The sequence below is a fragment of the uncultured Campylobacter sp. genome (assembly GCF_937980635.1).
Lineage (GTDB): Bacteria > Campylobacterota > Campylobacteria > Campylobacterales > Campylobacteraceae > Campylobacter_B.
This window is the reverse complement of sequence record NZ_CALJPG010000024.1, coordinates 57190-81493: the sequence shown is the minus strand read 5'-3', so window position 1 is coordinate 81493 and position 24304 is coordinate 57190. Positions and strand designations below refer to the sequence as shown.

26 protein-coding genes are annotated in these 24304 nt (G+C 46.7%); 17 read left to right on the top strand and 9 right to left on the bottom strand.

All coding sequences use genetic code 11. The features are described 5' to 3' along the window. Position 1: 1 nt before the first annotated feature. Genes Q0460_RS07530 through Q0460_RS07520 form a run of 3 tightly spaced genes read right to left on the bottom strand, consistent with a single transcriptional unit; the run spans position 2 to position 2916 of the window. On the bottom strand, positions 2 to 175 hold the full coding sequence (locus Q0460_RS07530) for a hypothetical protein (RefSeq protein WP_005870938.1): 174 nt from the start codon (positions 173 to 175) through the stop codon (positions 2 to 4). Then, entirely contained in the window at positions 168 to 2282 is a 2115-nt protein-coding gene (locus tag Q0460_RS07525; protein WP_299086188.1) for a mechanosensitive ion channel family protein, read from the bottom strand. The genes Q0460_RS07530 and Q0460_RS07525 overlap by 8 nt, the downstream gene beginning before the upstream one ends. Then, positions 2248 to 2916, bottom strand: coding sequence for a carbonic anhydrase (locus Q0460_RS07520; RefSeq protein WP_297943776.1), 669 nt, complete (start codon positions 2914 to 2916; stop codon positions 2248 to 2250). Before Q0460_RS07520 ends, Q0460_RS07525 begins: the two co-directional genes overlap by 35 nt. Positions 2917 to 3047: 131 nt before the next feature. Here Q0460_RS07520 and Q0460_RS07515 point away from each other — a divergent pair, with 131 nt between their 5' ends. The 8 genes from Q0460_RS07515 (at position 3048) to Q0460_RS07480 (ending at position 9491) form a co-directional block, all read left to right on the top strand. Continuing rightward, the gene (locus tag Q0460_RS07515; protein WP_299086187.1) at positions 3048 to 3743 is read left to right on the top strand and encodes a Bax inhibitor-1/YccA family protein; all 696 of its coding nucleotides are present in this window, start codon (positions 3048 to 3050) and stop codon (positions 3741 to 3743) included. A 95-nt stretch (positions 3744 to 3838) separates the two neighbouring features. Beyond that, entirely contained in the window at positions 3839 to 4360 is a 522-nt protein-coding gene (gene secG / locus Q0460_RS07510) for a preprotein translocase subunit SecG (protein WP_299086186.1), read from the top strand. 101 nt (positions 4361 to 4461) lie between these two features. Further along, the gene (gene frr, locus Q0460_RS07505; protein ID WP_299086185.1) at positions 4462 to 5019 is read left to right on the top strand and encodes a ribosome recycling factor; all 558 of its coding nucleotides are present in this window, start codon (positions 4462 to 4464) and stop codon (positions 5017 to 5019) included. Positions 5020 to 5022: 3 nt separating this feature from the next. After that, positions 5023 to 5634, top strand: a complete 612-nt coding sequence (gene pyrE / locus Q0460_RS07500; protein ID WP_299086184.1) for an orotate phosphoribosyltransferase — start codon at positions 5023 to 5025, stop codon at positions 5632 to 5634. 103 nt (positions 5635 to 5737) lie between these two features. After that, on the top strand, positions 5738 to 6163 hold the full coding sequence (locus Q0460_RS07495; protein WP_299086183.1) for an RDD family protein: 426 nt from the start codon (positions 5738 to 5740) through the stop codon (positions 6161 to 6163). Then, positions 6160 to 6723: a ribonuclease HII gene (locus Q0460_RS07490; RefSeq protein WP_299086182.1), complete on the top strand. Its 564-nt coding sequence runs from the start codon at positions 6160 to 6162 to the stop codon at positions 6721 to 6723. The genes Q0460_RS07495 and Q0460_RS07490 overlap by 4 nt, the downstream gene beginning before the upstream one ends. Positions 6724 to 7247: 524 nt before the next feature. Beyond that, the gene (locus Q0460_RS07485) at positions 7248 to 7967 is read left to right on the top strand and encodes a TerC family protein (protein WP_299086181.1); all 720 of its coding nucleotides are present in this window, start codon (positions 7248 to 7250) and stop codon (positions 7965 to 7967) included. Positions 7968 to 8000: 33 nt separating this feature from the next. Next, positions 8001 to 9491 carry a hypothetical protein gene (locus Q0460_RS07480; protein ID WP_299086180.1) on the top strand — a complete coding sequence of 497 codons (1491 nt, stop codon included), beginning with the start codon at positions 8001 to 8003 and terminating at the stop codon, positions 9489 to 9491. A gap of 221 nt (positions 9492 to 9712) precedes the next feature. Here Q0460_RS07480 and Q0460_RS07475 read toward each other — a convergent pair whose 3' ends face one another. The 4 genes from Q0460_RS07475 to Q0460_RS07460 form a co-directional block, all read right to left on the bottom strand. Continuing rightward, positions 9713 to 9901: a hypothetical protein gene (locus tag Q0460_RS07475; protein WP_299086179.1), complete on the bottom strand. Its 189-nt coding sequence runs from the start codon at positions 9899 to 9901 to the stop codon at positions 9713 to 9715. Next, a complete protein-coding gene (locus Q0460_RS07470; protein ID WP_299086178.1) occupies positions 9892 to 10920 on the bottom strand; it encodes a DUF3137 domain-containing protein in 1029 nt (342 codons plus the stop codon). Before Q0460_RS07470 ends, Q0460_RS07475 begins: the two co-directional genes overlap by 10 nt. A gap of 337 nt (positions 10921 to 11257) precedes the next feature. Continuing rightward, positions 11258 to 11818 (bottom strand): Fe-S-containing hydro-lyase, encoded by a 561-nt coding sequence (locus Q0460_RS07465; protein WP_040303892.1) that lies wholly within the window; start codon positions 11816 to 11818, stop codon positions 11258 to 11260. 10 nt (positions 11819 to 11828) lie between these two features. Then, on the bottom strand, positions 11829 to 12674 hold the full coding sequence (locus Q0460_RS07460) for a fumarate hydratase (protein ID WP_299086177.1): 846 nt from the start codon (positions 12672 to 12674) through the stop codon (positions 11829 to 11831). A 199-nt stretch (positions 12675 to 12873) separates the two neighbouring features. Between Q0460_RS07460 and Q0460_RS07455 the strand changes: the two genes are divergently transcribed. The 4 genes from Q0460_RS07455 (at position 12874) to Q0460_RS07440 (ending at position 15842) form a co-directional block, all read left to right on the top strand. Further along, on the top strand, positions 12874 to 13431 hold the full coding sequence (locus Q0460_RS07455; protein ID WP_291940163.1) for a NapC/NirT family cytochrome c: 558 nt from the start codon (positions 12874 to 12876) through the stop codon (positions 13429 to 13431). Positions 13432 to 13441: 10 nt separating this feature from the next. Then, complete coding sequence (locus Q0460_RS07450) at positions 13442 to 14842, top strand: multiheme c-type cytochrome (protein WP_297902266.1); 1401 nt, start codon at positions 13442 to 13444, stop codon at positions 14840 to 14842. Positions 14843 to 15109: 267 nt separating this feature from the next. Further along, complete coding sequence (locus tag Q0460_RS07445) at positions 15110 to 15526, top strand: hypothetical protein (protein WP_299086176.1); 417 nt, start codon at positions 15110 to 15112, stop codon at positions 15524 to 15526. 148 nt (positions 15527 to 15674) lie between these two features. Continuing rightward, positions 15675 to 15842, top strand: coding sequence for a hypothetical protein (locus Q0460_RS07440; protein ID WP_299086175.1), 168 nt, complete (start codon positions 15675 to 15677; stop codon positions 15840 to 15842). Positions 15843 to 16774: 932 nt separating this feature from the next. On the opposite strand, the gene Q0460_RS07435 is transcribed toward Q0460_RS07440, so the two are convergent. Both Q0460_RS07435 and Q0460_RS07430 read right to left on the bottom strand, forming a co-directional pair. Continuing rightward, a complete protein-coding gene (locus tag Q0460_RS07435) occupies positions 16775 to 16993 on the bottom strand; it encodes a hypothetical protein (protein ID WP_299086174.1) in 219 nt (72 codons plus the stop codon). Between the two features lie 180 nt (positions 16994 to 17173). After that, positions 17174 to 18070 (bottom strand): tetratricopeptide repeat protein, encoded by an 897-nt coding sequence (locus Q0460_RS07430; protein WP_299086173.1) that lies wholly within the window; start codon positions 18068 to 18070, stop codon positions 17174 to 17176. A 389-nt stretch (positions 18071 to 18459) separates the two neighbouring features. Between Q0460_RS07430 and Q0460_RS07425 the strand changes: the two genes are divergently transcribed. The 5 genes from Q0460_RS07425 to Q0460_RS07405 all read left to right on the top strand — a co-directional run bounded on the left by Q0460_RS07425 (position 18460) and on the right by Q0460_RS07405 (position 24304). Continuing rightward, a complete protein-coding gene (locus tag Q0460_RS07425; protein ID WP_299086172.1) occupies positions 18460 to 19149 on the top strand; it encodes a response regulator transcription factor in 690 nt (229 codons plus the stop codon). After that, a complete protein-coding gene (locus tag Q0460_RS07420) occupies positions 19139 to 20557 on the top strand; it encodes a DUF3365 domain-containing protein (protein WP_299086237.1) in 1419 nt (472 codons plus the stop codon). Before Q0460_RS07425 ends, Q0460_RS07420 begins: the two co-directional genes overlap by 11 nt. A 104-nt stretch (positions 20558 to 20661) precedes the next feature. After that, the gene (locus tag Q0460_RS07415) at positions 20662 to 22737 is read left to right on the top strand and encodes a cytochrome C (RefSeq protein ID WP_299086171.1); all 2076 of its coding nucleotides are present in this window, start codon (positions 20662 to 20664) and stop codon (positions 22735 to 22737) included. A gap of 51 nt (positions 22738 to 22788) precedes the next feature. Next, a complete protein-coding gene (locus Q0460_RS07410; RefSeq protein WP_005870892.1) occupies positions 22789 to 23562 on the top strand; it encodes an FKBP-type peptidyl-prolyl cis-trans isomerase N-terminal domain-containing protein in 774 nt (257 codons plus the stop codon). A gap of 28 nt (positions 23563 to 23590) precedes the next feature. Then, positions 23591 to 24304, top strand: coding sequence for a 4Fe-4S dicluster domain-containing protein (locus tag Q0460_RS07405; RefSeq protein ID WP_299086170.1), 714 nt, complete (start codon positions 23591 to 23593; stop codon positions 24302 to 24304).

Sequence of the window (24304 nt, the reverse complement as noted above, 5' to 3'; positions counted from 1 at the left end):
ACTAATAATCCTCGCTATCCAAATCGCTATAATCGTTGAAACCGTCGTCGTCTTCGTAGCTGTAATCATCCTCGTCGTAGTTGTAGTTGTAACTCTCGTCGCCTCCGATTAAATCATCGTCCTCGTATTCGTCCTCATCGAACTCTTCGTCTTCGAAATCATCGAAATCAGCCATTTTGCTCTCCTTTGTCGTTGGAATTTACTTTTGATTTTACGCATTCGCTTGCTATTTCCGGGATATTTTCGATATAAACGCTCTGCGATGGGAAGGCAAACGATAGTCCGTTTTGCTCCACGATCTCCATTATTTTAAATAAAACATCCTCTTTAGTTTGGATGAAATTTGCCCATATTACGGTTTTTGTAAAGCAGTAAACTAAAATATTAATGGACGAATCGCCAAAGCTATCTAACGCCACGAACATAGTGCTTTTATAGCCTGCTAAATCGTCGATAGAGACCATATTTTGTCTATAGCGCATACGAAAATCTTTAGAATTTAATGCTGTATCGGCGGACTGAGCGATGCCCGGGTGAGATTTTAGCATCTCTTTGATGTCATTTACGCACTTTCGCAGTTGAGCCGTGCTCGCGCCGTATTCGACGCCCACGGTAAGTTTTAAATTCCGCCCTACCTTCCTGCGGCTCCAGTTTTTGATATTTTGCGCCATTATGTTGGAATTCGGCACAAAAACAAGAGCATTGTCAAAGGTTCTGATTGTTGTCTTTCTAAAGCCTGTTTCTACGACGTTTCCTTCTATGTCGCCTAATACGACCCAGTCTCCTTGCGAGAATGAATTATCAAATAATAGCATCACGGATGAGAAGAAATTCGCGATGATGTCCTTAGTCGCAAACGCGATCGCGAGTCCGCCGATTCCAAGAGATGCCATAAGCGCCGAGATGTCAAAGCCTAGACGCTTTAGCACCAAAAGCACGGCGATGATGATTACGATGACGTATAGAATTTTAACAACCAGATTTATGATATCTTTTCTGACGCCTTTTTTCGTGATGTTTCCAAGCACGACAATACCGTAACCATCGATAATTTCGATAATGAGCCATGCCCAAAGCACCACGTAAACGATCGAGAATAAATTTGCAAATTTTATCGGCACAGGCGCCGGATAATAAAAGATACTAAGACAGATATCGACCGAATAAGCAATCAGCAAAATACCCATCGGACGCTTGATAATGCCTACTACTTGCGTTTTTAGAGTTTCGCTATCTAGTGAAAAGCTTTTATTAAAGAATTTAAATACGAAATAGATGATGTTGGCAAGCAGCCTGCGAAGCGAGTAGAAAAATAGCGTAATCAGCGTGATTAGAATGAGCTTGCCGAAATTTACGTGGCTGAGCTTAAACGGAATTTTATCGTTGATATAATCAATCACCGATTTAAAATTTAAGCTCGTAAAAACCACGCTGCTTGCGAGTAGATCGCTATTTCGCGACAGATACGTAAGCACCTCGTCGTAGGTCTGTTTGTCGTTTTTCAAATCGTTGATTTTAGATTCTAGGGCGTCTATCTGCTCTTGACTGCTTAGATTATTTTTCAAATCATTAAGTTTGCTAAAATCTCTAGTTTGGATATTTAGTAGCGTGCTACTTAGCTCGCTTTCAAGCGCGCTTCTGCTTGCGCCGTTTACAAACATATCCTCAATTTTCATAAGTGAGGTATAAAAGATCTCTGCCATCTCCATTTTTTCCAAATCCGCGCTTGCATTTACGTATTCGGGAGAGCTCTGCTTTTTAGCGTATTTTTTTAGCGTAGTTTGGATGTTCTTTTTATTTTGCGCATACGACATTATGCTTTCGATATCCATATCCTGCTGCGTAATCGCAAAAGGCAGGCGATCAAAGAGCTTAGCTTTATTGCGATCGATGGCGTCCAGTTCGTTTTTGCTCGCGTTGGCGTCGCCGCCGTTAAGCAAAGAACTGCGCTGCAAATTTAGCTTTTTAATCTCTTTGATTACAGAGATAAGCGTCTCGCCGTTAGGAGCTTTTTTCTGCGAAGTCTCCGTTTTGGCGACCTTTTCTGCGATCATATTTATTACTTCAGTTTTATTGCCATCCTCCGCACCGAGGGATTTGGATAGAATTTTAGCGACTTCCTTTTTGATCTCGGTTTTGTTGTTTTCTAAAGTAAGATTTGCCTCTGGAGTAGAAGAATTTGTCTCTACAAAGCTTCCCTCGCCGGTCGTGTTGAGGTCTGCAAACGCTAAAGCGGCGCTAAAAAGACTAATCGTTAAAAAGCTGATTATAGATTTTTTCATAATCCATTCCCTTATTTAATAGCGTAAAATGCGCGCCTTCGTCGTCGTAGTTGAATAGCTCGCCCGTTTCGATGACGTAGTGCCAGCCGTAAATTTTAATCTCGCCGTTTTTATAGGCGTCTTTGATGCCAGGAAAGCTAAGTAAATTTTGCATGGAATTTATAATATTTAGCCGCTCGGTTATCCACTCGCGCTTGTCGGCGCCGAGGTCTTTTAGCTTTTCGACTTCGTCTTTTACAGGCTGCATTAAATTTAGCCAGCGCCTTACGTTTGGAATTTTTTCGAGCTTTTTTGCGTCATAAAACAGCGCCGCGCAGCCTCCGCAGTTGCTGTGCCCGCAAACGATGATATTTTTGATATTTAGCGAATACAGCGCGTATTCAATCGCTGAGGTAGTCGCTAAAAATTCCTCGCTAATTCGGTATGGAGGAACGACGTTTGCGATATTTCGCACGACAAAAAGCTCTCCTGGAAGAGTCGAGGTAATTAGACTCGGCACCACGCGCGAGTCGGAGCAGCCGATAAAAAGCGTGTGGGGCTTTTGATGATTTGCCAGACTTCCGAAAAGCTCGGCATGCTCGGCAAAATTTTCTTCCATAAATTTAATAGCTCCATTTATTAACTGGCTGGGCATACTTTCTCCTTAAAAAAGTCGGGAATTATATATTACTTTCATAAATAGATAGAATTCTGGGAATTTTTAATTATATATTTACCAAATTTTCGCTAAACTCCCCGCTCATAAATCAAAAGAAGGAGAAAAATATGAGTCTATACGACAGACGAAATTACGCGGACGGCTATGAGCTATCGGACGCATCACTAGAACAAGGACGAATCTCTCAGACTATCAAACAAACCTACGCGCTTCTAACCGCTTCGATGATAGCTGCGGCAGCAGGGGCTTTTGTGGCGATGAGTTTCGGCGTGAGCTTGGCTCTTCATCCGATTTTATATCTGGTAGTTTTAATGGGGCTGATCTTCGGTATGCAAGCAGCTGTAAATCGCGGCGCTAATACGATCGCGCTGGTTTTGCTTTTTGCATTTACCTTTATTACCGGTCTTACTCTAGGTAGATTGATCGCTATTTATATCGCAGCAGGCGCGGGAGATGTGGTAACGCATGCGTTTGTGGCTACGGCGATTACTTTTGGTGCTCTCACCGTTTATGCGATGAATACAAAGACGAATTTCGACTCTTGGGGCAAACCGCTATTGGTATCGCTTGTGGCTATTATCGTGCTAAGCCTTTTAAACTACTTCTTTTTCAAAAGCACCGTGCTTGATATAGCAATTTCAGCTTTTTCGGCTTTAATCTTTTCGATGTATATCATCTACGATACTAAAAATATCATCAACGGCACCTACACTTCACCGATAATGGCTGCCGTAGATATGTATCTAAACATCTACAATCTCTTCCTTTCGTTGCTAAGAATTTTCGGCGCAAGCAGAGACTAAATTTTATGCACCGCTTCGTGCGGTGCACTCTTAACTTAAAATTTATAAATCTTTTATTATAATCGCGAATTCAATTTTTTCAAAAGGTTTTTATAGTGACTACGTTATTTTTGGTTTTACAAGTCGTCTTCGCCGTGATAATTACGATCTCCGTCTTGCTGCAAAAGAGTTCTTCTATCGGGCTTGGCGCATATAGCGGAAGCAACGAAAGCTTATTTGGAGCGAAGGGTCCGGCGGGGTTTTTAGCTAAATTTACCGCTGCAATGGGAATTTTATTCGTGATAAATACACTTGTGCTTGCGTATTTCTATCAGCAAGATGCTAAATCTTCCGTAGTCGATCGCGTCAAGATCGAAGCAAATGTTACTAAATCCGTGCCAAACGCTGTCCCTGGCGTGCCGTCCATCCCAGTTTCTGGTGCAAAGCCTAATTTCGCTCCGGCAAATACCGAGTCAAATTCCATAATTAGCGGCGAGACCAATGCGACGGATACGAAAGTCGAAGCACCAGCAGCTCCTGCGACCGACACTACCGCAGCTAGCGCGCCTGCTCGGTCGCAAGCATCAAGCGATACCAATGCCAGCGCTACTTCCGCAGATCAAAACACAACCAAATAAACTCTAAATTTTAAAATTTAAAAGCGCAAAATCCGCGCTTTTAAATGCTATTCTTATTTTTTTAACGCTATAATTTCGCAAATTTTATTTAAAGGATTTGAATGCTAGAAGCTATCTACAAAGAGCAAAGAGCAAACGGCGATCGAGCTATCGAGGCTTTGAAAAAGGATTTTATGACGCTACGCACTGGCAAGGTAAGCGTGGCGATCCTGGATCATATTTTCGTGGATTATTACGGCTCGCAGACTCCGCTAAATCAGGTCGCGACCGTCCTTTCGACCGATGCGGTTACGATCTCGATCACGCCGTGGGAAAAGCCGATGTTAAAGGCGATCGAAAGCGCGATCGCAGCGGCGAATATCGGCGTCAATCCGACTAACGACGGCGAGAGCGTGAAGCTATTTTTCCCGCCGATGACGGTAGAGCAGCGCCAAGAAAACGCTAAAAAAGCAAAAGCAATGGGCGAGAAGGCCAAAATCGGCATTCGTAACGTTCGTAAAGACGCCAACGACGAGATCAAAAAGCTCGAAAAAGACAAAGCGATCTCCGAAGACGACGCCAAAAAAGGCTACGACGAGGTGCAAAAGATCACCGACTCTTACTCAAGCAAGATCGACGACGCAGTTAAGGCCAAAGAAGCCGAGCTTTTGAAGGTCTGAGCTGTGGATATAGAAAAAATCTATCGCGACTGCGGCGCATATCTGCGAGGGCATTTTCTGCTTTCAAGCGGCAACCACTCGGAATTCTATCTGCAAAGCGCCAAAGTGCTTGAAGATCCACAGCTCGCGGGACAGCTCGCAGACGAACTTGCCGCAATCATCGAAAAAGCGGGCGTGGAGTTTGACAGCGTCTGCTCGCCCGCACTGGGCGGAATTTTAGCGGGCTACGAGCTAGCTCGCGCGGCGAAAAAGCGCTTCATCTTTACCGAGCGAGTCGAACGCGTAATGAGCCTGCGCCGTGGCTTTGAAGTGCGCAAGGGCGAGAGATTTATCGTCTGCGAGGACATCATCACTACGGGCGGCTCGGCTCTTGAGAGCGCAAGGCTCATCGAAAACCTCGGCGGCGAGGTCGTGGGCTTTGCCGCGCTTGCCAATCGCGGATTTTGTAAGGTCGCAAATTTAACTGGCAGCGCCGCCAAAGCGGGAGCAAAGCTGCCCGCAGATAAGCCGTTTTTTGCGCTAGGCAATTTCGAGTTTGAAATTTACGAGCCCGCGACCTGCCCGCTTTGTGCCGCTGGAAGCAAGGCGATCAAGCCCGGTAGTCGCGGAAACTAGGCGCCGATTTGCTGCTAACAAACCGCAACGAGATTAAATTTTATCCTCTCGGCTCTAAATTTAGCGCGCCGAAATTTTAAAATTTAATCTAAAACGGATCAAAATGGCAAAACAAAAAGCTAAAATTTCACCGATTTTTCTGCGCGTAAAGGCCTTCATCGTCGATCTTTTCATCATCGCGATGCCCCTATTCTACGGCGTTACCTATCTCGTCTTGGGCTCGAAAGAGGCTCTGTGGCGCAACCAAGCTGCGATCGCGCTTATTTGGCTCGCATACGGCGCTATTTGCGCGGTATTTTACGCCCGCAGTGCCCAGACGCCGGGCTATAAGCTCGCGGGGCTTTACCTCATCGACATTCGCAGCGGACGCAAGGTAAGCTTCTTTAGGGCGCTAGCTCGCTTTGCTTGCTTCGTATTCGCGGGCTTTAGCATCATCGGGCTTTTGATCTGCTTTTTTCGCAAAGACAGGCTGAACTTACACGACCTGCTAAGTGGGGCCGTGCCCGTCGTGCGAAAGGACGCGCAGTGAGCGGGCAGATTTGCGGCATCGACGAGGCGGGGCGCGGATGTCTTGCAGGACCGCTTTGCGTCGCGGGCTGCGTGCTGCAGCGCGAAATCGCAGGGCTTGCCGATAGCAAAAAGCTAAGCGAGAAGCGGCGCGAGGAGCTCTACGCCCAGATCATCGAAAGCTCGCGCTACAAAATCGTCGAAATTTCAAGCGCGCAGGTCGATGAGGCGGGCCTAAGCTCGTGTCTAAGATCGGCGCTTGAGCAGATTCTCGCGTATTTTGCGGGTTTTAGCGGACAGATCATCTACGACGGCAACGCAAACCTCGGCGTACGCGGGCTTCAGACGCTCATAAAGGCCGACGCGCAAATTGCCGAAGTAAGCGCGGCGAGCATTCTCGCCAAGGTCACGCGCGACCGCGTCATGCACGAGCTCGCGCGGCGCTACCCGCAATACGGCTTCGCGCAAAACAAAGGCTACGGCTCGCGCGCGCACATCGCGGCGATCGAGCGGTACGGGCTCACGCCTTTTCACCGCGCAAGCTACAAGATCAAATCGCTGCAACCCTCGCTGTTTGATTAATGAAATTTCTTTTACCGTGATTTTTTTTGCGCTGTTTAGGATGCGCTCGCTTAAATTTCGACCTCGCACCTTCTGCGTGCATTCGGCGCTAAATTCCAACTTTGCACGCTTTGTGCGTATTTAGCGCCAAAATTTAGCTTGCCCGCATTGCAGCGCCCGTCATCAAAATTTACTTACCGCGGCACCTATCTTTAAATTTTGAAATTTGCCGCTCCTTTATCAGCAACCTCGATCGAGATATGCCGCCTGTGCGGCTTTAGCTGCACGCGGATTTCAAAACGAACTTCGATAAAGCAAACGCGCGCCACGCCGCACTAAATAAATTAAAATTCCGATCTATGCTAAATTTAGTCATATTCGCGCTGTATCAAAACTCAAAAATTTTAAAATTCGAGGCTTGGAATTTCGTGCGAAATCAGACGCGAAATTCCCCGCGCAGTTTCGCGCACGAAGGCGGTAAAATTTATAAATTTTAACCAAACTTTCGCTATCATCACGGCTTAAATTTCACCCAAAGGAAACCAATGTTTGAATGGATCGCCTCACCCGAGGCATGGATCAGCCTGGCTACGCTCACGGGGCTTGAGATCGTGCTTGGCATCGACAATATCATCTTTATCGCGATTTTGTGCGGCCGCCTGCCCGAGGCGCAGCGCGGACGCGCCCGTATAATGGGACTCGCGCTTGCGATGTTCACGCGCATACTGCTACTTCTTAGCTTAAGCTGGATCATGGGGTTAACCAAGCCGCTATTTAGCGTGCTTGCGCGCGATTTTAGCGGACGCGACCTCGTGCTGATCGGCGGCGGACTTTTTCTGCTCGTCAAATCCACGCTCGAGATCCACTCCAGCGCCACGGGAGAGGCACACGAGCGCAGCGCTAGCAGCGGCAAGGCAAGCTTCGGCGGCACGCTCGTGCAGATCGCCGTTTTGGACATCATCTTTTCGCTCGACAGCGTCATCACCGCCGTGGGCATGGCGCAGCACCTGCCCGTGATGATCCTCGCAGTGATCATCGCCGTGGGCGTGATGATGCTCGCTAGCGGCGCGATCGCGCGCTTCGTGGACGCAAACCCGACGATCAAAATTTTAGCGCTTGCGTTTTTGATTTTGGTGGGCGTTTCGCTGATCGCCGACGGGCTGGGCTTTCACATACCTAAGGGTTACATCTACTTCTCGATGGCGTTTTCGCTGCTTGTTGAGCTCATCAATATTAAGATCCGCAAAAAATCCGCCGCGAAATGATCGGAGGAATTTTGCGAGATCTGAAAGGCGCGCATGGGCTTTGCTAAATTTTTTTCGTCGCGACGTATCAAGCTTGCTCGCGGCACGGCTAGGGATTTCAAGCTGGAGCCCGCGGCTGCAGACACGGCGAAATTTAGCTTTACGCTGGAGGGCTTGCGCTTTGCGGGAAATTTAGACTTAAAACGCGACGGGCTTTATCTGCCGATACGCGAGGGCGACGAGCTGGCGGTGATATATGAGGCTTCGAGCTCAAATTCCATCTGCAGCGCTTTAAACGGCGCCGATTTAAGCGGCGCAAATTCCGTGCCGCGCCCTAGCTGCGAAGCTCTAAACAGCGGAAATTCCACCGCCACAAATTCAGACTGCGACGCACATAGCGATACCGCGACAAGTGCACGTCAAAATTCTGCGGTATCTGATTTATCAAATAAAGATCGCAGCGGTATAAATTCCGCCGCTTTGAGCCTAATCCGCGAAGGCTTTCACGAGCAGGCGAACGCTAATACTGAACTTTATACTTCGAGTTTTAATTGCAAAGATTTAAGCGGCACCGCCTCTTTAAATTCTACCCGCGAGAGCCGTGGCGGCGTTTCGGTAAACTCCACTGCTTCCGCCCTTCCGCTAGATTTCGTTAATCTAAGCCTAGGCGCGCAGCGCTGGAGGGACGCCGGTAGCACGGTACTCGCCGCAATATTCGCAGCCTTCGGCGTAGTGCTGACCGCGATGAGCATCTACTGCATAATCTTTATCTTTGATGCAAGGGCTCCTGCCGGACTGCTAGCCCTACTCATCCTCGCGCCTTTTGCGTATTGCAGCTTTAAGTTTATGCGAAGAGACTGGCGCGCCGCAAAGTTTGGGCGCATATTCGCAGCGCTTCCGCACTCCAAAGAGCCCAAGCGAAGCGGCGAAGCGGAGGGCTATGCTAGCGGCGTGCGTGTGCTGCAAAGCGGCGACGTTTATTATTATGGCTTCGCGCTGGACGGGCTGTATTTATCGGGCGATAGCAAGCGGCAGATCGTCTCCAGCGCGCTAAGCGCAGATCAAAATTTAGCGGAGCTTGCGGACGGCGAAAATTGCATGAAATTTAAGAATTTAGACGCAGAAAATTCCACAAATTCTGCAAGCGTTAAGAATTTTGCGAAATCAGCGAATTCCACAAGCTCTGCAAATTCTACTAACGCAGCAAATTCTATAAACTCCGTCCGCTCCGCCGAAATCGCGGCGCCCGCTAAGACAAAGGACGCCTCGCAGAGCTTCGAGCTGCAAAACGGCGATATTCTCCGCGCTCGCTACAAAGACTACCGCGTAAGCGGGCTTTGGAATCAAAGCCGCGGCATGAAGCTAGGTGATACGCGCAGCGGACTTCGGCGCGTGATAGATTTTATCGCGAGCGTGGCGTTACAAATAGGTCTGCGTCTAGGCGGCGCGCTCGTGCTGACGCAGCTAGGCGATCACATCGGCGGCTCCTTCGGCAACGCTCTAAGCTTCATCGGATTTTTGCTGCTGCTTAGCCTTATGCTTTGAAAGGCGAATTTCAAACGGCAGCCTCGCGGAATTTTGCAACTTCAAGGAATTTCAAATTTCGCAATTTCGCAGAATTCCGCAGCGAGCGGATTTGGATTTTAAATTTTAAGGCTTTTGGGTTGTAAATTTAAAAGCGTAGAATTTCAAGGCGCGGAATTTTAATTTCAGAATTTTAAATTTTGCGGTGCAGAATTCCTCAGCGTGGATTAAAATTTTAAATTTCAAAACGCACGGAATTTTACGCGCCTTAAAATTCCAAAGCGCGAAATCAAAAAGTGAAATTTTAAAATTTCAAATTTCAAAGCGCGCAGAGCTGTAGCATGTGGAAGCCGCAGCACGGCGTGTGAAGCTATAGTGCGCGAGGCTGCGACACGCAAAGCTGCGGCAAGTCGCCCGCCCGTTAGCTCCAAATTCTTTCGTTTAGTTTTAGGTTTTTTACGATCGCTAAAAAGTGCGAAAGCTCGCGCTTAATTAGTGCGGCAGGGTCGCGGCGCAACACGCTTTCGTCTATGTCGGGCTCGAAATTGTCGCGCCCCGTATTTACGAAAATATAAATTTTGCTATCTGCGAAGCTAAGGCTAACGGGCGCGGCTACGGCGCCTGCGAAGCGTAAAAGCCTCTGCATAAAGGCTGGCGTCAGGATATACATCGCGCCCGCCGCGTCCTCGCAATACACGGCGAAGGCGGCGTTAAACTCCGCATCGTCCATATCGATCTTTTTTAGCCCGCCTGTGTTCGGCGCGCCGGCGCGAGCGGGAAAAATCAGGGTTTTGGCGCTTATGCGTTTGTTAAATTCCGCGTAGAAAAAAGTGCCGAGGATTTCGCTTTCCGAAAATCTATTAAATAAGCTCACGTCACAAAATGCGAACTTCACGCCGTCATAAACGCCCGAGACCCTGTCGTTGCCGTATGAGTATTTGTCTAGTCGAAAAAATAGCCCGGAGAGCTTGAGTTTAGCAGGATCGATATCGCCTGAAATTTCATATCGGTAGCCAAATGTCTTAAAATAGGGCATTAGATAGTGCTCTTTAAAAGCGCGCCGAAATTTTACCGAATAGTCTTGCTTAAAGTCTCTAAACAATACAAACAAGCTCGAAGCGGCCAAGATTAAAGTTATAATCGCGAGTAAGATATATTTGGAAGTCGTAGGGCGATTTTGTAAATCAACTAGAAATAGGCAAATTATAAAAAGACCCGCGGCTTGGATTATCGTAGCTTTTATGGAGACCTGATCGCACAAAACGGCTACTATAAGAACAACCGCGAATAATCCGATAAACGGCAACAAATCCGCCATGCCTCCTCCGTCGCGCAGTTTGCATACCGAAAATGCGCCGTAGCCGAGCATGCACGCCGCCGCGAAGATCGTATTTCTTTTCGCCTTATACAAAAGCCCCAGTCTGATCTGCTCCAGCTCGCTCGCGCTCAATCGGCCCTCCTAAAATTTAAATCCGATTATGGCGCTAGCGAGCTTTAAATTTGCTTACGAACGGCGCCAAAATTTTAAAATTTAGACTTGCGTAAATTTGCGGTTAAATTTTAGTGGCGGATCGTCTAAATGGAGCGAAGGCGGAATTTTGGTAGAAATTTAAGCGGCACGAAATTTTAAAATTCCGTGCCGTAAGAAAGATAAAATTTTACGGGCGCGCTTTAAATTCGCTATAAAATTTCACTGTGCCGAGCCGTAAAATTTCGCGGAATAAACGCCGATAAATTTACGAACGCTCGCGCCGCAAAAAGCGCCGCGCGGACGCTGCTAGAAAAATTTAAATTTTTCTATAAGGCGCCTGTCCGACTTCGTAGAAGTTATTGCCCTCGCTGTCGATCGCTACGATAGCTGGGAAATCCTCGACCGTAAGCCTCGCGACCGCCTCGGGGCCTAGCTCAGGGTAGGCTAGCACTTCATATTTTTTGATACTTTGGCTGATTAGCGCGCCGGCGCCCCCGATAGCGACCATATAGACACAGCCCGATTTTTTCATCGCCTCGACGACGGCGTCGCTGCGGTAGCCCTTGCCGATCATGCCGTTTATGCCTACCTCGTTTATCATCGTCGGAGTGTATTTATCCATACGTCCGCTAGTCGTAGGCCCTGCAGCACCGATTGCCTGACCCGGTTTGGCGGGGGTCGGTCCCAGATAATATATAGTCTCGCCGGCTAAGTTTACGGGTAGCTTCTCGCCGCGAGCGAGGGTTTCGGTTAGAGCCTTGTGCGCGGCATCGCGAGCTGCGATGATGGTGCCGCTGATTAGGACGTTATCGCCCGCCTTTAGGCTTTTTACTACGCTTTTATCGAAAGGTGCGGTAATTCTTTTAACTTCTGACATGATTTCCTCCTTATAGTTCGGCATCGGCATGGCGAGCCGCGTGGCAGTTGATATTAACGGCGACCGGAAGCCCCGCTATGTGGGTCGGATACCACTCTACATTTACCTTGACGGCGGTGTTTATGCCACCCAAACCCTGCGGACCGACGCCCGTAGCGCGCGCCATCTCCAGTAGTTCATCCTCTAGCTTGGCGTAGCGCTCGTCGGGATTTCTGCTGTCGATCGAGCGAACCGCGGCTTGCTTGGCTAAAAGCGCCGCCTTATCCATCGTGCCGCCGATACCGACGCCTACGACCATAGGAGGGCAAGCGTTAGGACCAGCGTATTTAACCGCCTCTAAAAATACTTTTTTTACCCCCTCGATGCCGTCTGCGGGAACGAGCATTTTTAGCACCGATTTGTTTTCGCTACCGAAGCCCTTAGGAGCTACTTTAATCTTAAGTTTATCTCCGGGGACGATGCGGGTATTGATGACCGCGGGGGTATTGTTCGTGGTGTTTTTTCGCTCAAAAAGCGGCTCTGCGACCACGGATTTACGCAGATAGCCGCCTACGTAGCCGTCCGCAACGCCTGCGTTGATAGCATCCTCCAGATATCCGCCCTCGATATGCACGTCCTGACCAAGTTCGACAAAAACTACCGTCATACCGGTATCTTGGCAGATCGGCGCGACCTCTTTTGCCGCCAAATCGGCATTTTGTAAGAGCTTGCCCAAGATATCTTTGCCGATGGACGAAGTCTCGTTCTCGCGCGCTTTCTCAAATGCCGCGCGCATATCTGGCGTGACGTGATAACAGGCTTTTTTGCAAAGTTCGCTGACTACTTTGGTAATTTCATCCGCTTGGATCGTTTTCATGATCTCTCCTTGTATTGAAATTTTAATGGATTATATTCCGTTAAACTAAAAATTTAGTTTAAAATTTTATCTTCATTTAATCAATTTTAACAAAAGGCTAGAAAATAAGCGGTTTTTAATCTTTTTATAATAAAATACCACTTTTCGAATTATCAAATACTAAAAATTTTGCGAAGAAATTTTAAAATCAAGGAAACCTATGAAAAAGAAAACTCTTGTGCTGCTCGTGGGCGCTTGTGTGCTTATAGGAATGATACTTTCTCTTGGGATTGCGGAGATGGTTCACCTTACGGGCACCGATAAATTCTGCGTATCCTGTCATACGATGCAGCCGATGGCAAACGCATTTCACAACGATGTTCACGGCGGCAATAACCCGCAAGGTTTCAAAGCCGATTGCGTCGCCTGTCACGTTTCTCATGAAAATACCTTTATGTATCTTTGGACCAAGGCTCTAACCTCCGCAAATGATGTCTACAAAACGGTCTTTACCGATGCCGATAAGATCGACTGGCAAGAAAAACGCAAGGAGCGAAATCATTTCGTTTATGAAAGCGGCTGCCTAAGCTGCCACCGAAATTTAAAAGAGCAGAATAACCAAGTAAATAAAGCCTGGCTCGCGCATAGGGATTATTTCGCAGGCACTACCGGCAAAACCTGCGTGCAGTGCCACGAAAACGTCGGCCACAAAAATATGGGTATAGAGATCACCAAATATTGGGATAAATACAACCGAGAAAATAACAAAACCAAGTAAAGGAGAAGCAATGCTAAAAAAAGTCGCTATTTTAATAGCCTGTATCGCATCGTTTGCATTCGCAGAAATGCCCGCGCAGCATGCGAATATGTCCGCGTCGGACGCGAACGTAAGCAATTCCGTAAACGTTAGTCTTACGAAGAATTTAAAGGTAAATAGGCAGCTTACGCCGCTAGCTAGACGCTGCGTTGAGTGCCATGCCGAAAAAACTCCGGGCGTCGTTGCGGATTGGAAGATGAGCCGCCACGCTCACGTAGGCGTTAGCTGTACCGACTGCCACTCGCAGCCAGCAGATAGCCCTATGGCAGCTAAAGAGCCGCACCCGAAAGACACAGATAATCATATTTCGGTGCTAGTTAGCCCTAAAACCTGTGCTAAATGCCACAGTAACGAGGTTAAAGAGTTTGAAAATAGCGGTCACGCAAGAGGCGCTATGCAGATGCAAGCCAACAAAGGAATGGTTGATCTAATGTATCACTATGAAGGACGTGATATCCCTGATCTTAAACACGCGCCTGATATTACCGGTTGCTCTCAATGCCACGGTAGCGTCGTTAAAATGGATGAGCATAACAAGCCTACCAAAGAGACCTGGCCCGTTTACGGCATTGGTACGGTTTATCCGGACGGTAGCGTAGGCGGATGCAAATCATGCCACTCGGGTCATAAATTTTCGATTGCTGAAGCTCGTAAGCCTGCTGCTTGCGCATCTTGCCATTTAGGACCTGATCATCCGGATATCGAAATTTACAATAACTCAATGCACGGACACGTATTTAACGCTGAAGGCAATGAGTGGAAATTCGATAGCGCTCCTGGTACTTGGGCGGTTCCTGACTACCGCGCTCCTACATGTGCAACCTGCCATATGAGCGGCGGTGTGGGTGATCTAAACTCCACTCACAACGTATCTCAACGCTTGAAGTGGAATTTGTGGCAGCCTAAGAGCAATCTACGCACCGGTGGTAATGAGACCGCGGTAAGCGAGTTTTTAAATACCGGCAAGTTAAACATTGGTAATCCTTTGGCGGGTAACCTAAACGGTCCTGAGGCAGCGCGTGCGGAGATGAAGCAAGTCTGCAAAGAGTGCCACGCAAGCACCCACACGAATAATTTCTTTGAGGTGGGCGATAAGCAGGTACTTCTATATAACGTTTACAACGACGAAGCGACTAAGATGCTAAAAGAGCTTAAGGAAAAGAAACTTCTAAAAGACGATCCTTGGGCGGATGCGTTCCAGCGAATCTATTATGTTTCATGGCACCACGAGGGTCGCAGAATGCGTCAAGGCGCGCTAATGGGCGGACCTGATTATTCGCATTGGCATGGCGTATTCGAGGTCAAAAACGACATTAGAGAGATGCGCGAAATCTACGAGCGCCGCATCAAAACCGGCAAGATCGAGGAATAATCCCTCTTGGTCTGCTAAATTATGCCAGACTAAACAGATCAAGCTTGTAAGCCCCTGCACTTCGCGGGGGCTTTTTTATTTACACAAAATTTTGGAATTTTATTTTGTAATCCGCAAAGCCCATCGAAAATCGCCCCTAAAAACCACTGTCTAATTATTTAAGATTGTTGAGAATTTATGACGGAAGTAGCTGATAAATTAGAGTAAATTTATCTCTTTGCAATCCAAAATTAGCTACAATCGCGCATATCATTTAAAAGGAATTTTATGGATAAGCAAACGGCATTAGACTTTTTGAGACTTCATCAGCCGATGCCTGCGCAGCTTTCGGATCAGCTCGCGGCAGAGTTTCGCGCAGTACGGGAGTTTTTGCGTGATAATCCCTGCGACGAGGCGCTTGAGCCGCTTTTGCGCTCGCTAAACGAGGGCGACGGCGCAGGTGAATATCCACTCGTGGACGAGGTGCTAGGTGTGGTGGACGATGCTGCTGCGGTAGCTGCGATTAGGGCGGTCTTGGAAGATCCGAACACAGGCAGCGGAGCGCGATTTTGGGCGACGCTTTTTAGCGTGAGCTTCGTCCGTAAGGAGCTCATTGCGAGCCTGGAGACATCGCTTAAATACGCAAACGATGATTTGATCGAGCTCACGAAAGAACAGATCGAGATGTTTAAGCAACTGACGTAAAGCTAGCTGCTTAAACTTAGTGTTGCACCTTACTCGCCAGATTGCGCATTGCAAAGCAAATCCAAATTTATAAAAATCGACTTAATCACAGGCTGCTTTTAAATTTTTAAAATTTTGCAGTCGCTTAAAATTTATAGAGGCGGCGATTATGCAAGAGGCGCACTTTATTTTCTATGCGCTGTGGCAGGCGCCCTGTGCGAGGATTGCTATCGACAAAGATATAGCGTCGCCGCTAAGTGCGAGCGGCGCAGGCACCGAGAGATATCTACTTAGGAAAGGTAGAAATTTCACGGCGTCGTTTGAAGTAAAATTTTAAATCTGCGGGCCTGTGATAGAATTTAAGTCGTAATAATGAAGTAGAATTTAATATGCGGCGAGCACGACGCTGAAATTTTAAGCTTGCGTCGCGCAGTGACTGGATTTCGCTTGGTGCGATCCGTACGAAATTTTAAGCCGTAAAGATAAGGCGGAATTTATTATACGCGATTTTTTTGAGATGAAATTCTAAGTAATGAGTTTGAGGCGGAATTCTAAAGCGCGAGTTAGATTATAAACTAGCACCGGCGGTAGAGGATACCGCGCTTTTTTGCGGGCTGAGAGCTTCGATCGCACGGCAAAGAATTTTGCGCCATTTTGCACTACAGCTATGGATCTCGACCACGCAGTGAGCAAGGCTGTGATACGCTATGCGACTAAGGATACTGCACTATTTCGCAAGCGATCTTGTAGCGAGATTAGATTATGAGCCTCGGCGTGCGGCATAGGAATTTGGGCGGGTGTGATTCGCACAGGATTAGATGGCGCAGATTTTGCGCCTCCATCCGCACTGCTAAAAATTCTACTGAGCGGAGTTGCGATCTAGAAATTTTGCAGCGGCACAAAATTGCTTGGCGCGGATTTTGAGCTTGCGCGAAATTTCGCACCGTTAGCATTCAAGAAGCGTAAAATTTTAAATCGCATGTCGCTTTAAAATTTTAAACTTATGAAATTTGAGCCGCGTTTACTTTTAAATCCTAATTACGCGCCGTGCTTGGTGATGAAATTTTAAAATTTCATCGCTCCAAGAGCAGCTCGATCAATCGGTGGGCGCAGCTAAAAAATAAGATATATAAAATGCATTAGCGCGTGAAGTGAGACTAAATTTAAATTGCAAGCAAAATTTTAAAGCGCGACCTAGACCGCTTGCGGGCGCTCGATCTTGGCTTTAAAATAGTTAAATTTAGCGCTGGTGCTCGCAAGACGCTTCGGCTACCTGATTTTTGCGGTGCCGAAGCAAAGTCCGTTTTCGTTGCACTGCATATTTTTGATTTGCGGGTCCTCGCTTTCGCCGCAAATTTGGATCATTTGATGCGACGCCTCGTCCATTTTGGGCTCGCTGCAATGCGAAACGCCTGGCTTTGGCTGCTGTGGAGCGGAGCAAGCGCATACAAACAGCGCTGCGCAGGCAAATAAAATAGCATTTTTCATTTTAAATCCTTTTAAAAAAATTTCATAATTTTATCTTTGTAAAACTGAAATTTTACGGAATTTAAAGCGTTTCGGATAATTTAACGCGCCCTTACGGCGAGTATGGCGGCGAGCACAGCGATGAAATTTTAAAATTTCATCGCGCTAATTCATATTCTTGTATAAATTTTTAAAATCACCTCAGCGGGCGGCTTTTTCGCAAGATTTTTGCAGTATCTTGTTAGAATCGACACTTATGATTTTTTTGCCCAATTTACACGCCTTGTCGTAGTATCTCATCGCCGCTCTTTGATCGTCGCTCTCTATATTAGAGGCGTATATCGCGCAAGATACCCAGTTCCCCTCAGAATCGCAAGATATTCTATACTCTTCGGCGATTTTCGCTTTAATTACGTCCTGCACAGCTCTTAAATTTTGCGCTTCAAGCTCAGCAGGTCTGCTGCAAAATTGCTTTATCCCATCGTTAAATGCAGGGTTATTTTGCAATGCGGGATCCGAGATATTTTTGCCAAGCTCGCAGGCCTTTTTATAGTATTTCGCCGCTTCTTTATTATCCTTTCCCTCCATAAATAAGGCAAATAACCCGCAAGCGAGTATATCGCCCTTGCTATCGCAATCTTTCTTGTGTTGTTCGGACGCCTTTGCTAAATTCGCGTTATCGCCGTCCATAACAGCCGCCAAAGTGCAGCTCTCTTTATCGCCCATATCGCATGCCTTTTTAAAGAACTCGAGAGCTTTTTTATCATCTTTTGTTACCTCTTTTCCTTCAAAATAAAACCCTCCTAATCCAAAGCAGCCACGAGCATAGCCGCCGTCGCACGCTTTTTTATAAAATTTAAAGGCTTTTGCCAAATCTTGCTTTACACCGAGATCGCCTAATACAGGGATATTTTCATATATCATACCGAGAGTAGCGCAGGCTTCCTCATACTTCACGGTTCCATTTTCATTCATGAAATCTTTACCGCTTTCGCAGACCTTTACCAATGTATTTATTTGCTCATCCGTAAGCTCTTTTACCTCTTCGGCAAACATAAAATAGCTTAAAAAAGCCAAAGCTAAAATGATTTTTTTCATTTCTTCCTCCTTAAAATTTTTCGTATTATTTCATTTTTCGTTGTCAGATACTGTCATTTAATGGCATTAAATTTTATTGTTTTCTTTGCTTTTAAAATTCCGCAGAAGTATACCCCCCCCCCTTAATAATCACTAAAATTTAAACAAAATATCGCTTATCCGCGACTCTTTTGCGCTCGCTACCGCCCGCCGTAAATTTCACGTAGAGCGGGATTAAATTTTACGAAATTTTCAGGCAGAAATAGTAGAAGTGTGCGAGCAAAAGCTTAAATTTAAAATCTCAAACCCTCTTTAACGTTGATTTAATGCTAAATTTATATAATTTAAGCGAGTTATATTTTAAGAGATGATTAAGAATGAAATGCGCTAAGCTTGGAGGCGGATAGAGTATGCAAGATTACGAATTATTGGACGTTTTGTCCAATAAAAGGGTTCTTTGCCTAGAGGACGAGCCCGGGATTTTAAAAAATATAATCGAATCGCTGCAGCTGTTTTTCGGCGAAGTAGTGGGGGTTAAGGACGGGCTGGAGGCGCTCGATGAGGCGATGAGCGGCTCGTACGACGCGCTGGTTTTTGATATCGGCGTGCCGCACATGGATGGGCTTGAGGTCGTTAAAAAGATCCGAGCTGCCGGCATCTCAGTGCCGATCGTGATACTTTCGAGCCACACCGAGCAGGAGTATCTGTGGCGGGCGGTGGAGCTTAAGATCACTAGGTATCTGCCTAAGCCGTACGACAAAAATGCCTTTATAAAGGCGCTGCAAGACGTCGCTGCGGAGCTGATAAATCACGCGCCGATATTTAGTATAAGCGGCGAGCTGAAGTATGATTTTGCCAAAAAGATCATCTACGTCAAAGACAGCGTCTGTCATCTTTCCAAAAGCGAGAGCAAGCTTTTGGAGTACTTCTTAGCGCGCAAAAATCAAACCGTAACCTACGAGCAGCTATTCGACTACATGTGGGAGTTCGAGCAGCCCAGCAAGGAGGCGATCAAGGCGATCGTCAAAGAGCTACGCCGCAAGATCGGCAAGGACGTGATCAAAAATTTATATGCAGTGGGGTATCTCTTTGAAGTATAAATTTAAATTTATCGTAGCGCTTTTCGTGCTGCTATATATCGTAATTACGGCTTTGGTTTTTAACTTCTACCGCGAGCTTGCGCTAAAGGACACGAGGCGCGAGGCGTTTTATATCCTAGATACGATGAATGCGGTGCGCGATTACGTCTCGACCGTGCAGCGCCCGCTAATAAACGAGCTTAAAGAAAAAAAGCTTTTAAGCGAGGATTTTTTCGATCCGAGGCTAATGTCCTCGACCTACATAACGCGCGAAATTTATAAAATTCAGCTCGCTAAAAATCACATTAACTACGACTACAAGCTCGTCGCTACCGATCCGCTCAATCCCGAACACGAGGGAAGCGAGTTTGAGAATGAAATTTTAGAGGGCTTTAAAGAAAACAGATATAAAGAATACTCCAGAATCGTCTACGATAAAGGTGGCGCCTCGTATCTTTTGAGTCTGCCGATAACAAACTCTCAGCCTTCGTGCACCGAGTGCCACAGCATCAACGCAGCGCCTAAAAAGATGCAAGAGCTCTACGGCGATGTGGGAAATTTCAAAGGCGGCCTAGGCGATACGATCGCGATGATAAGTTTTAAAATTCCGATAAAAAGCATTTTGCTCTATCACACCAAAGAGTTTGTCGTTAGCGGCCTAAGCTTACTTGTAGTGTTTTTGATCTGTATATTTTGTATCTATAAAATTCACAAAAAAAACGCGACTTTAAAGATGCAAACTCAGCTTTTGCTGATAAATCAAAGCCGCCTAGCGCTCATGGGCGAGATGATCGGCAATATCTCGCACCAGTGGCGCCAGCCGCTATCGCAGATCAGCTCCACGCTTATAAATTTAGAGCTTTACAACGAGCGGGGCAAGCTCTCAAAAGAGAGGCTCGAAGGCGGCATAAAAGACGCGGGCGAGCAGGTGAAATTTATGAGCGATACGATCGAGGATTTTAAAAATTTCTTCAATCCGAACATGCCAAAGAGGGAATTTAGCGCCAGCGAGGCGATCGAGCAGGCGCGTAAAATTTTAAACGCCTCGCTTAAAAAGCACGTCATCGACATAAACGTGCGGATAGAAGAAAATTTTACGCTTTACGGCAACGTAAACGAGCTCATCCAGGTGCTCATAAACATCATAAACAACGCAAAGGAGGCGTTTTTGGACGTGCCGCTTAAACGGCGCGAGATTAAAATTCGCTCATTTTTAAAGCAGGGCGAGCGAGTAATCACGATCGAAAATAACGCAAGCCGCATCGACGAAGTGCAGCTAGATAAAATTTTTGAGCCGCACTTTACGACAAAACAGCAGGGTAGCGGGCTCGGACTATATATGAGCAAGATGATAATCGAAAAAAACGGAGGGAGCATAAGTGCTGCAAATTCCGACGAAGGCGCGGTATTTACGATCTCTTTTCGTTAAATTTAGACTTCATTAAATTTCTCCCTTTTTCACCCTTTTTTGTTGATATTATTCCAATCGTAGAACTTTGCTAATTTAAAAATTTGATTTTCAAAGGAGGATCCATGAAAAAATGGAATAAGATGCTACTAGGCGCGCTCGCCTGTATTAGCATTTTTGCCGCAGGAGCCTGTGCCGACGAAGGCATGGGGCATGAGATGGAAATGTCGCAAAAATCGCGCGACGTCATCGCAAATCCTAAGGGCACGTTGCAAAGCAGAGGCGTCATATCCTTGCAGGACTACGTCGTAGAAGAGCGAGAGATGTATGACTGGCTATTTAAAAATCACCCGATTTTTACCAAATACGGCGGTAAGACGGTCGGTAAGATGGATGTACACGACCGAGGTTTGGAGTGGCTTGCGGAAGGTCACGGATTTGACTTTTCAAAGGCTAGTAAAAGAGACGACGGCAAGGGCTATAGCTCTATGATGTATAGAATCCCTGCGGGCTCTTCCTTGCAATTTCCGAATAAATTCATAGGCCCTGAAAAATGCGGCGAGTGCCACCCTGCACAGTATGAGACATGGAGCAGATCGCGCCACGCCACTACTATCCGCTTCCCGGGCGAGCACCCGGAGGTTAATAACAACCTAACCGATCCGGTATTTAGTCCGGATACCGCGTCGATCCTTCCAAAAGGTATTACCCCTGACGTAATTTATGCGACCGTGGGGCATCTAAGGACAAAATTCGGCTACGTAGATGCATGGCTTCTACGCGGAACTTATCACGTAGAGGGCGGTTTGCTACGAGACGGTACCGGTCAGATCGTAGCCGGCAGCAACCAATTCCAAAGGACTTGGGCGTTAAATTTAGACGATGAGACGGTCAAAAAGATCAAAAAGATCGTTCCGGAATTCCCGGGCACGCTTGAGGAATATGGCGATAACGGCGGTTACGTAAGAGGTCTTGCGTCGTATGCTGCGAAATATAAAAAATCGATGTTTTTCCAAGCAAACAGCTCGTATTGCGAAGTCTGCCACCCATTCAAATTCGATTTTAAAACTAAGAAAGAATTCTATGCCGCTTTGGGTAACGCAAAAGAGCTTCAAAAGCACACTATCTCCAAAGGTATCACCTGCGAAGAGTGTCATGGAGCGGGCGGTCACCTTGACGGCGCTACAAATTTTAGAACCTCAAACTGCGAACGCTGCCACCAAAGATTTAACTATAGCCCTGATTTAGCTCGTGCTAATCCGCTAAACAACGGAAACCCAGATCTATCTCTTAGCTCTAAATTTAAATCTATGGGACCAGGCTGTGGCTCTGAGGGCTCTCAGTCCTACTTCACCGCTCACTACGAGAAGGGTATGCGCTGCGTAACCTGCCACGATCCGCACGATAATACCGGACCGGTAGTTGGTGATAAAACCGTCAAGGGCGTAAATTACAACTCAGAGCAGGGCTATTTGAGCGCGTTTTATACAAAGCCTAAGATCACAAAAGAGTGCAAAGATTGCCACCAAGAGCAAGCCTACATCGCCGCAAGAGCCGATACGCATAAAGACAACACCTGCGCATCTTGCCACATGCCGTTTATGATGAGCTGCGAGAACTTCTATGCTATTCAGTTCCAAGATAACGCGGGATTTGATACTCAAAGAAGATCGCACATCTGGAAGATTGACATCGATCCTGCTAGAAAATCTCTAGTTGCAGGCGATGCCGCTAAAGGTCCAAGAGATGCGAAAGATTGGCACTTCCAAAGAAATAAAGATGGACGAAATTTCGTCGATCTTATGTGGTCGTGCGCACGAACATCTTGGGCGGATAAAGATATGCAAGATACCAAAGGCTGCCACAGCCCTGTCGTTTCCGAGCTAAAAGAGACGCTTCACTTCAAGAACCAAAAGCAGGTTTACGATGAGGTTATGGGCTGGCAAACTCCGATTAAGAGTGACTTCTCGCAAGTTAAGATCGGTATTCAAGGAATTTACTCTATCCTTGAGACTAAAAAGCTTAACTCCAGTGATAAAACTCGCGTCTATGAGCTAATCGAAAAAGCTCAAGACACCGTCGATCTTATCGAAAAAGACGGCTCATGGGGAATGCATGGCTTTAAATATACTAAGCAAAGGCTAGAGGCCGCTAAAGAGTATATCAAAGAGGCTCAAAGAATTTTAAATAATAATTTATAATTCTTTCGGGGTCGCGTAAGCTCGCGGCCCCGAAATTTAAAAGGCAAATGTATGCAAAAAAGACTAAAAATTTTCTTGCCTATCGTTTTGGCAAGCTGCGCGTTGGGCGCGAATTTGACTACGCAAGAGCAAAAAGAATCTTATAGCATCGGAGCTTCTACCGGAAGCTATGTTTCAAACCAGCTGCATTCACAAGCCGCTTTGGGTGTCAAATACGACTTAGATGCGGTGATAGAGGGGTTTTTGGACGCTCTTAAAAAGCAGCAGAAGCTAAAAGATGAGGAAATTATTGCGCTTTTGAATCAAAGAGCCGATAAGCTAAATAAGATCGTAGAAACAAATTCCAAAGCGGAGCTTGATAAAAATTTAAAAGCGGGCAAGGAATTTATGGCGAAAAATGCCAAAAATCCGGATGTTAAAACCACGAAATCCGGTCTTCAATATGAAATTCTAAAGCTAGGCATGGGCGAAAAGCCAAAGCCTGAGAGCGTAGTAGTGATGAACTACAAGGCGTATTTGACGAACGGTAGCGTATTTGACGATACTTTCGCATCTAAAATTCCGGCGCATCTTTCTATGATAGGCTTAATTGACGGATTGCGCGAGGGGTTGCTTTTGATGAATACAGGCTCGAAATATAAATTTACAATCCCTAGTAATTTAGCCTACGGCAACGTGGACGTAGATAGAATTCCTGCGGGTTCTGTGGTGATTTTTGAAGCCGAACTACTAAAGGTTTTAAAGCCCGGCGAGCTTGCCGATGCTGCGAAAAAGCTTAGCGAGAGCGAGGCTAAAAGCTTTCACGACGCGAATAAAACAAAGTAGTTTTGCTTAAATTTAGTCGGAGGAGAATATGCAAAAGCAAAGAAGAAATTTTATAAAATCCGCCGCACTCGGCTCTTTGGGGCTCGGCGCAATTGCCTCAAATTTACTTGCGCAAAGCGGCGACGGCCCGGATAAAAACGCGCAAGACGCGAACGCGAGCGTCAAAAAGCAAGAGCCGAAAAAGCCGCACTACGGTATGATATTCGATCAGAACAAATGCGTCGGCTGTACCGACTGCGAGATCGCCTGTAAAAAGGTAAATTCGGTTCCGAAAGGTCAAATGAGGCTTTTTATCCAGGACAAAACCGATCCGCTAAATTTAAAAGAAAAGCGCTATGTTAGAGTATCTTGTCAGCAGTGCGAGGACGCGCCGTGCGTGAACGTCTGCCCGACAAAAGCCTGCCACAAGGACGAAAAAACGGGCATCACGACGATGAACACCGACGACTGCATCGCCTGTAAATACTGCATCGTCGCCTGTCCTTACGACGTACGCTTCATAAACCACGATACCAAAGCCGCAGAGAGCTGCAACTTCTGCTTGGATACGAATTTAAAAGACGGCCACGAGCCCGCCTGCATCGAGGCGTGCAGATACGAGGCGATCGTATTTGGCGATCTAAACGACGAAAGCTCGCACATTAGCAAGCTACTTCGCGTAAAAGACAGCCTGCGAATGCGCCCGGAGTGTGGCACGAAGCCGAGTCTGCGCTATATTCCTGCGGTAAAACTGGGGGTGTGA

Bases quoted from the DNA above. Each gene is read 5' to 3' on its own strand.
- Q0460_RS07530 (WP_005870938.1), bottom strand. From the start codon at position 175: ATGGCTGATTTCGATGATTTCGAAGACGAAGAGTTCGATGAGGACGAA.
- Q0460_RS07525 (WP_299086188.1), bottom strand. From the start codon at position 2,282: ATGAAAAAATCTATAATCAGCTTTTTAACGATTAGTCTTTTTAGCGCC.
- Q0460_RS07520 (WP_297943776.1), bottom strand. From the start codon at position 2,916: ATGCCCAGCCAGTTAATAAATGGAGCTATTAAATTTATGGAAGAAAAT.
- Q0460_RS07515 (WP_299086187.1), top strand. From the start codon at position 3,048: ATGAGTCTATACGACAGACGAAATTACGCGGACGGCTATGAGCTATCG.
- frr (WP_299086185.1), top strand. From the start codon at position 4,462: ATGCTAGAAGCTATCTACAAAGAGCAAAGAGCAAACGGCGATCGAGCT.
- Q0460_RS07495 (WP_299086183.1), top strand. From the start codon at position 5,738: ATGGCAAAACAAAAAGCTAAAATTTCACCGATTTTTCTGCGCGTAAAG.
- Q0460_RS07485 (WP_299086181.1), top strand. From the start codon at position 7,248: ATGTTTGAATGGATCGCCTCACCCGAGGCATGGATCAGCCTGGCTACG.
- Q0460_RS07480 (WP_299086180.1), top strand. From the start codon at position 8,001: ATGGGCTTTGCTAAATTTTTTTCGTCGCGACGTATCAAGCTTGCTCGC.
- Q0460_RS07465 (WP_040303892.1), bottom strand. From the start codon at position 11,818: ATGTCAGAAGTTAAAAGAATTACCGCACCTTTCGATAAAAGCGTAGTA.
- Q0460_RS07460 (WP_299086177.1), bottom strand. From the start codon at position 12,674: ATGAAAACGATCCAAGCGGATGAAATTACCAAAGTAGTCAGCGAACTT.
- Q0460_RS07455 (WP_291940163.1), top strand. From the start codon at position 12,874: ATGAAAAAGAAAACTCTTGTGCTGCTCGTGGGCGCTTGTGTGCTTATA.
- Q0460_RS07450 (WP_297902266.1), top strand. From the start codon at position 13,442: ATGCTAAAAAAAGTCGCTATTTTAATAGCCTGTATCGCATCGTTTGCA.
- Q0460_RS07445 (WP_299086176.1), top strand. From the start codon at position 15,110: ATGGATAAGCAAACGGCATTAGACTTTTTGAGACTTCATCAGCCGATG.
- Q0460_RS07440 (WP_299086175.1), top strand. From the start codon at position 15,675: ATGCAAGAGGCGCACTTTATTTTCTATGCGCTGTGGCAGGCGCCCTGT.
- Q0460_RS07435 (WP_299086174.1), bottom strand. From the start codon at position 16,993: ATGAAAAATGCTATTTTATTTGCCTGCGCAGCGCTGTTTGTATGCGCT.
- Q0460_RS07430 (WP_299086173.1), bottom strand. From the start codon at position 18,070: ATGAAAAAAATCATTTTAGCTTTGGCTTTTTTAAGCTATTTTATGTTT.
- Q0460_RS07425 (WP_299086172.1), top strand. From the start codon at position 18,460: ATGCAAGATTACGAATTATTGGACGTTTTGTCCAATAAAAGGGTTCTT.
- Q0460_RS07415 (WP_299086171.1), top strand. From the start codon at position 20,662: ATGAAAAAATGGAATAAGATGCTACTAGGCGCGCTCGCCTGTATTAGC.
- Q0460_RS07410 (WP_005870892.1), top strand. From the start codon at position 22,789: ATGCAAAAAAGACTAAAAATTTTCTTGCCTATCGTTTTGGCAAGCTGC.
- Q0460_RS07405 (WP_299086170.1), top strand. From the start codon at position 23,591: ATGCAAAAGCAAAGAAGAAATTTTATAAAATCCGCCGCACTCGGCTCT.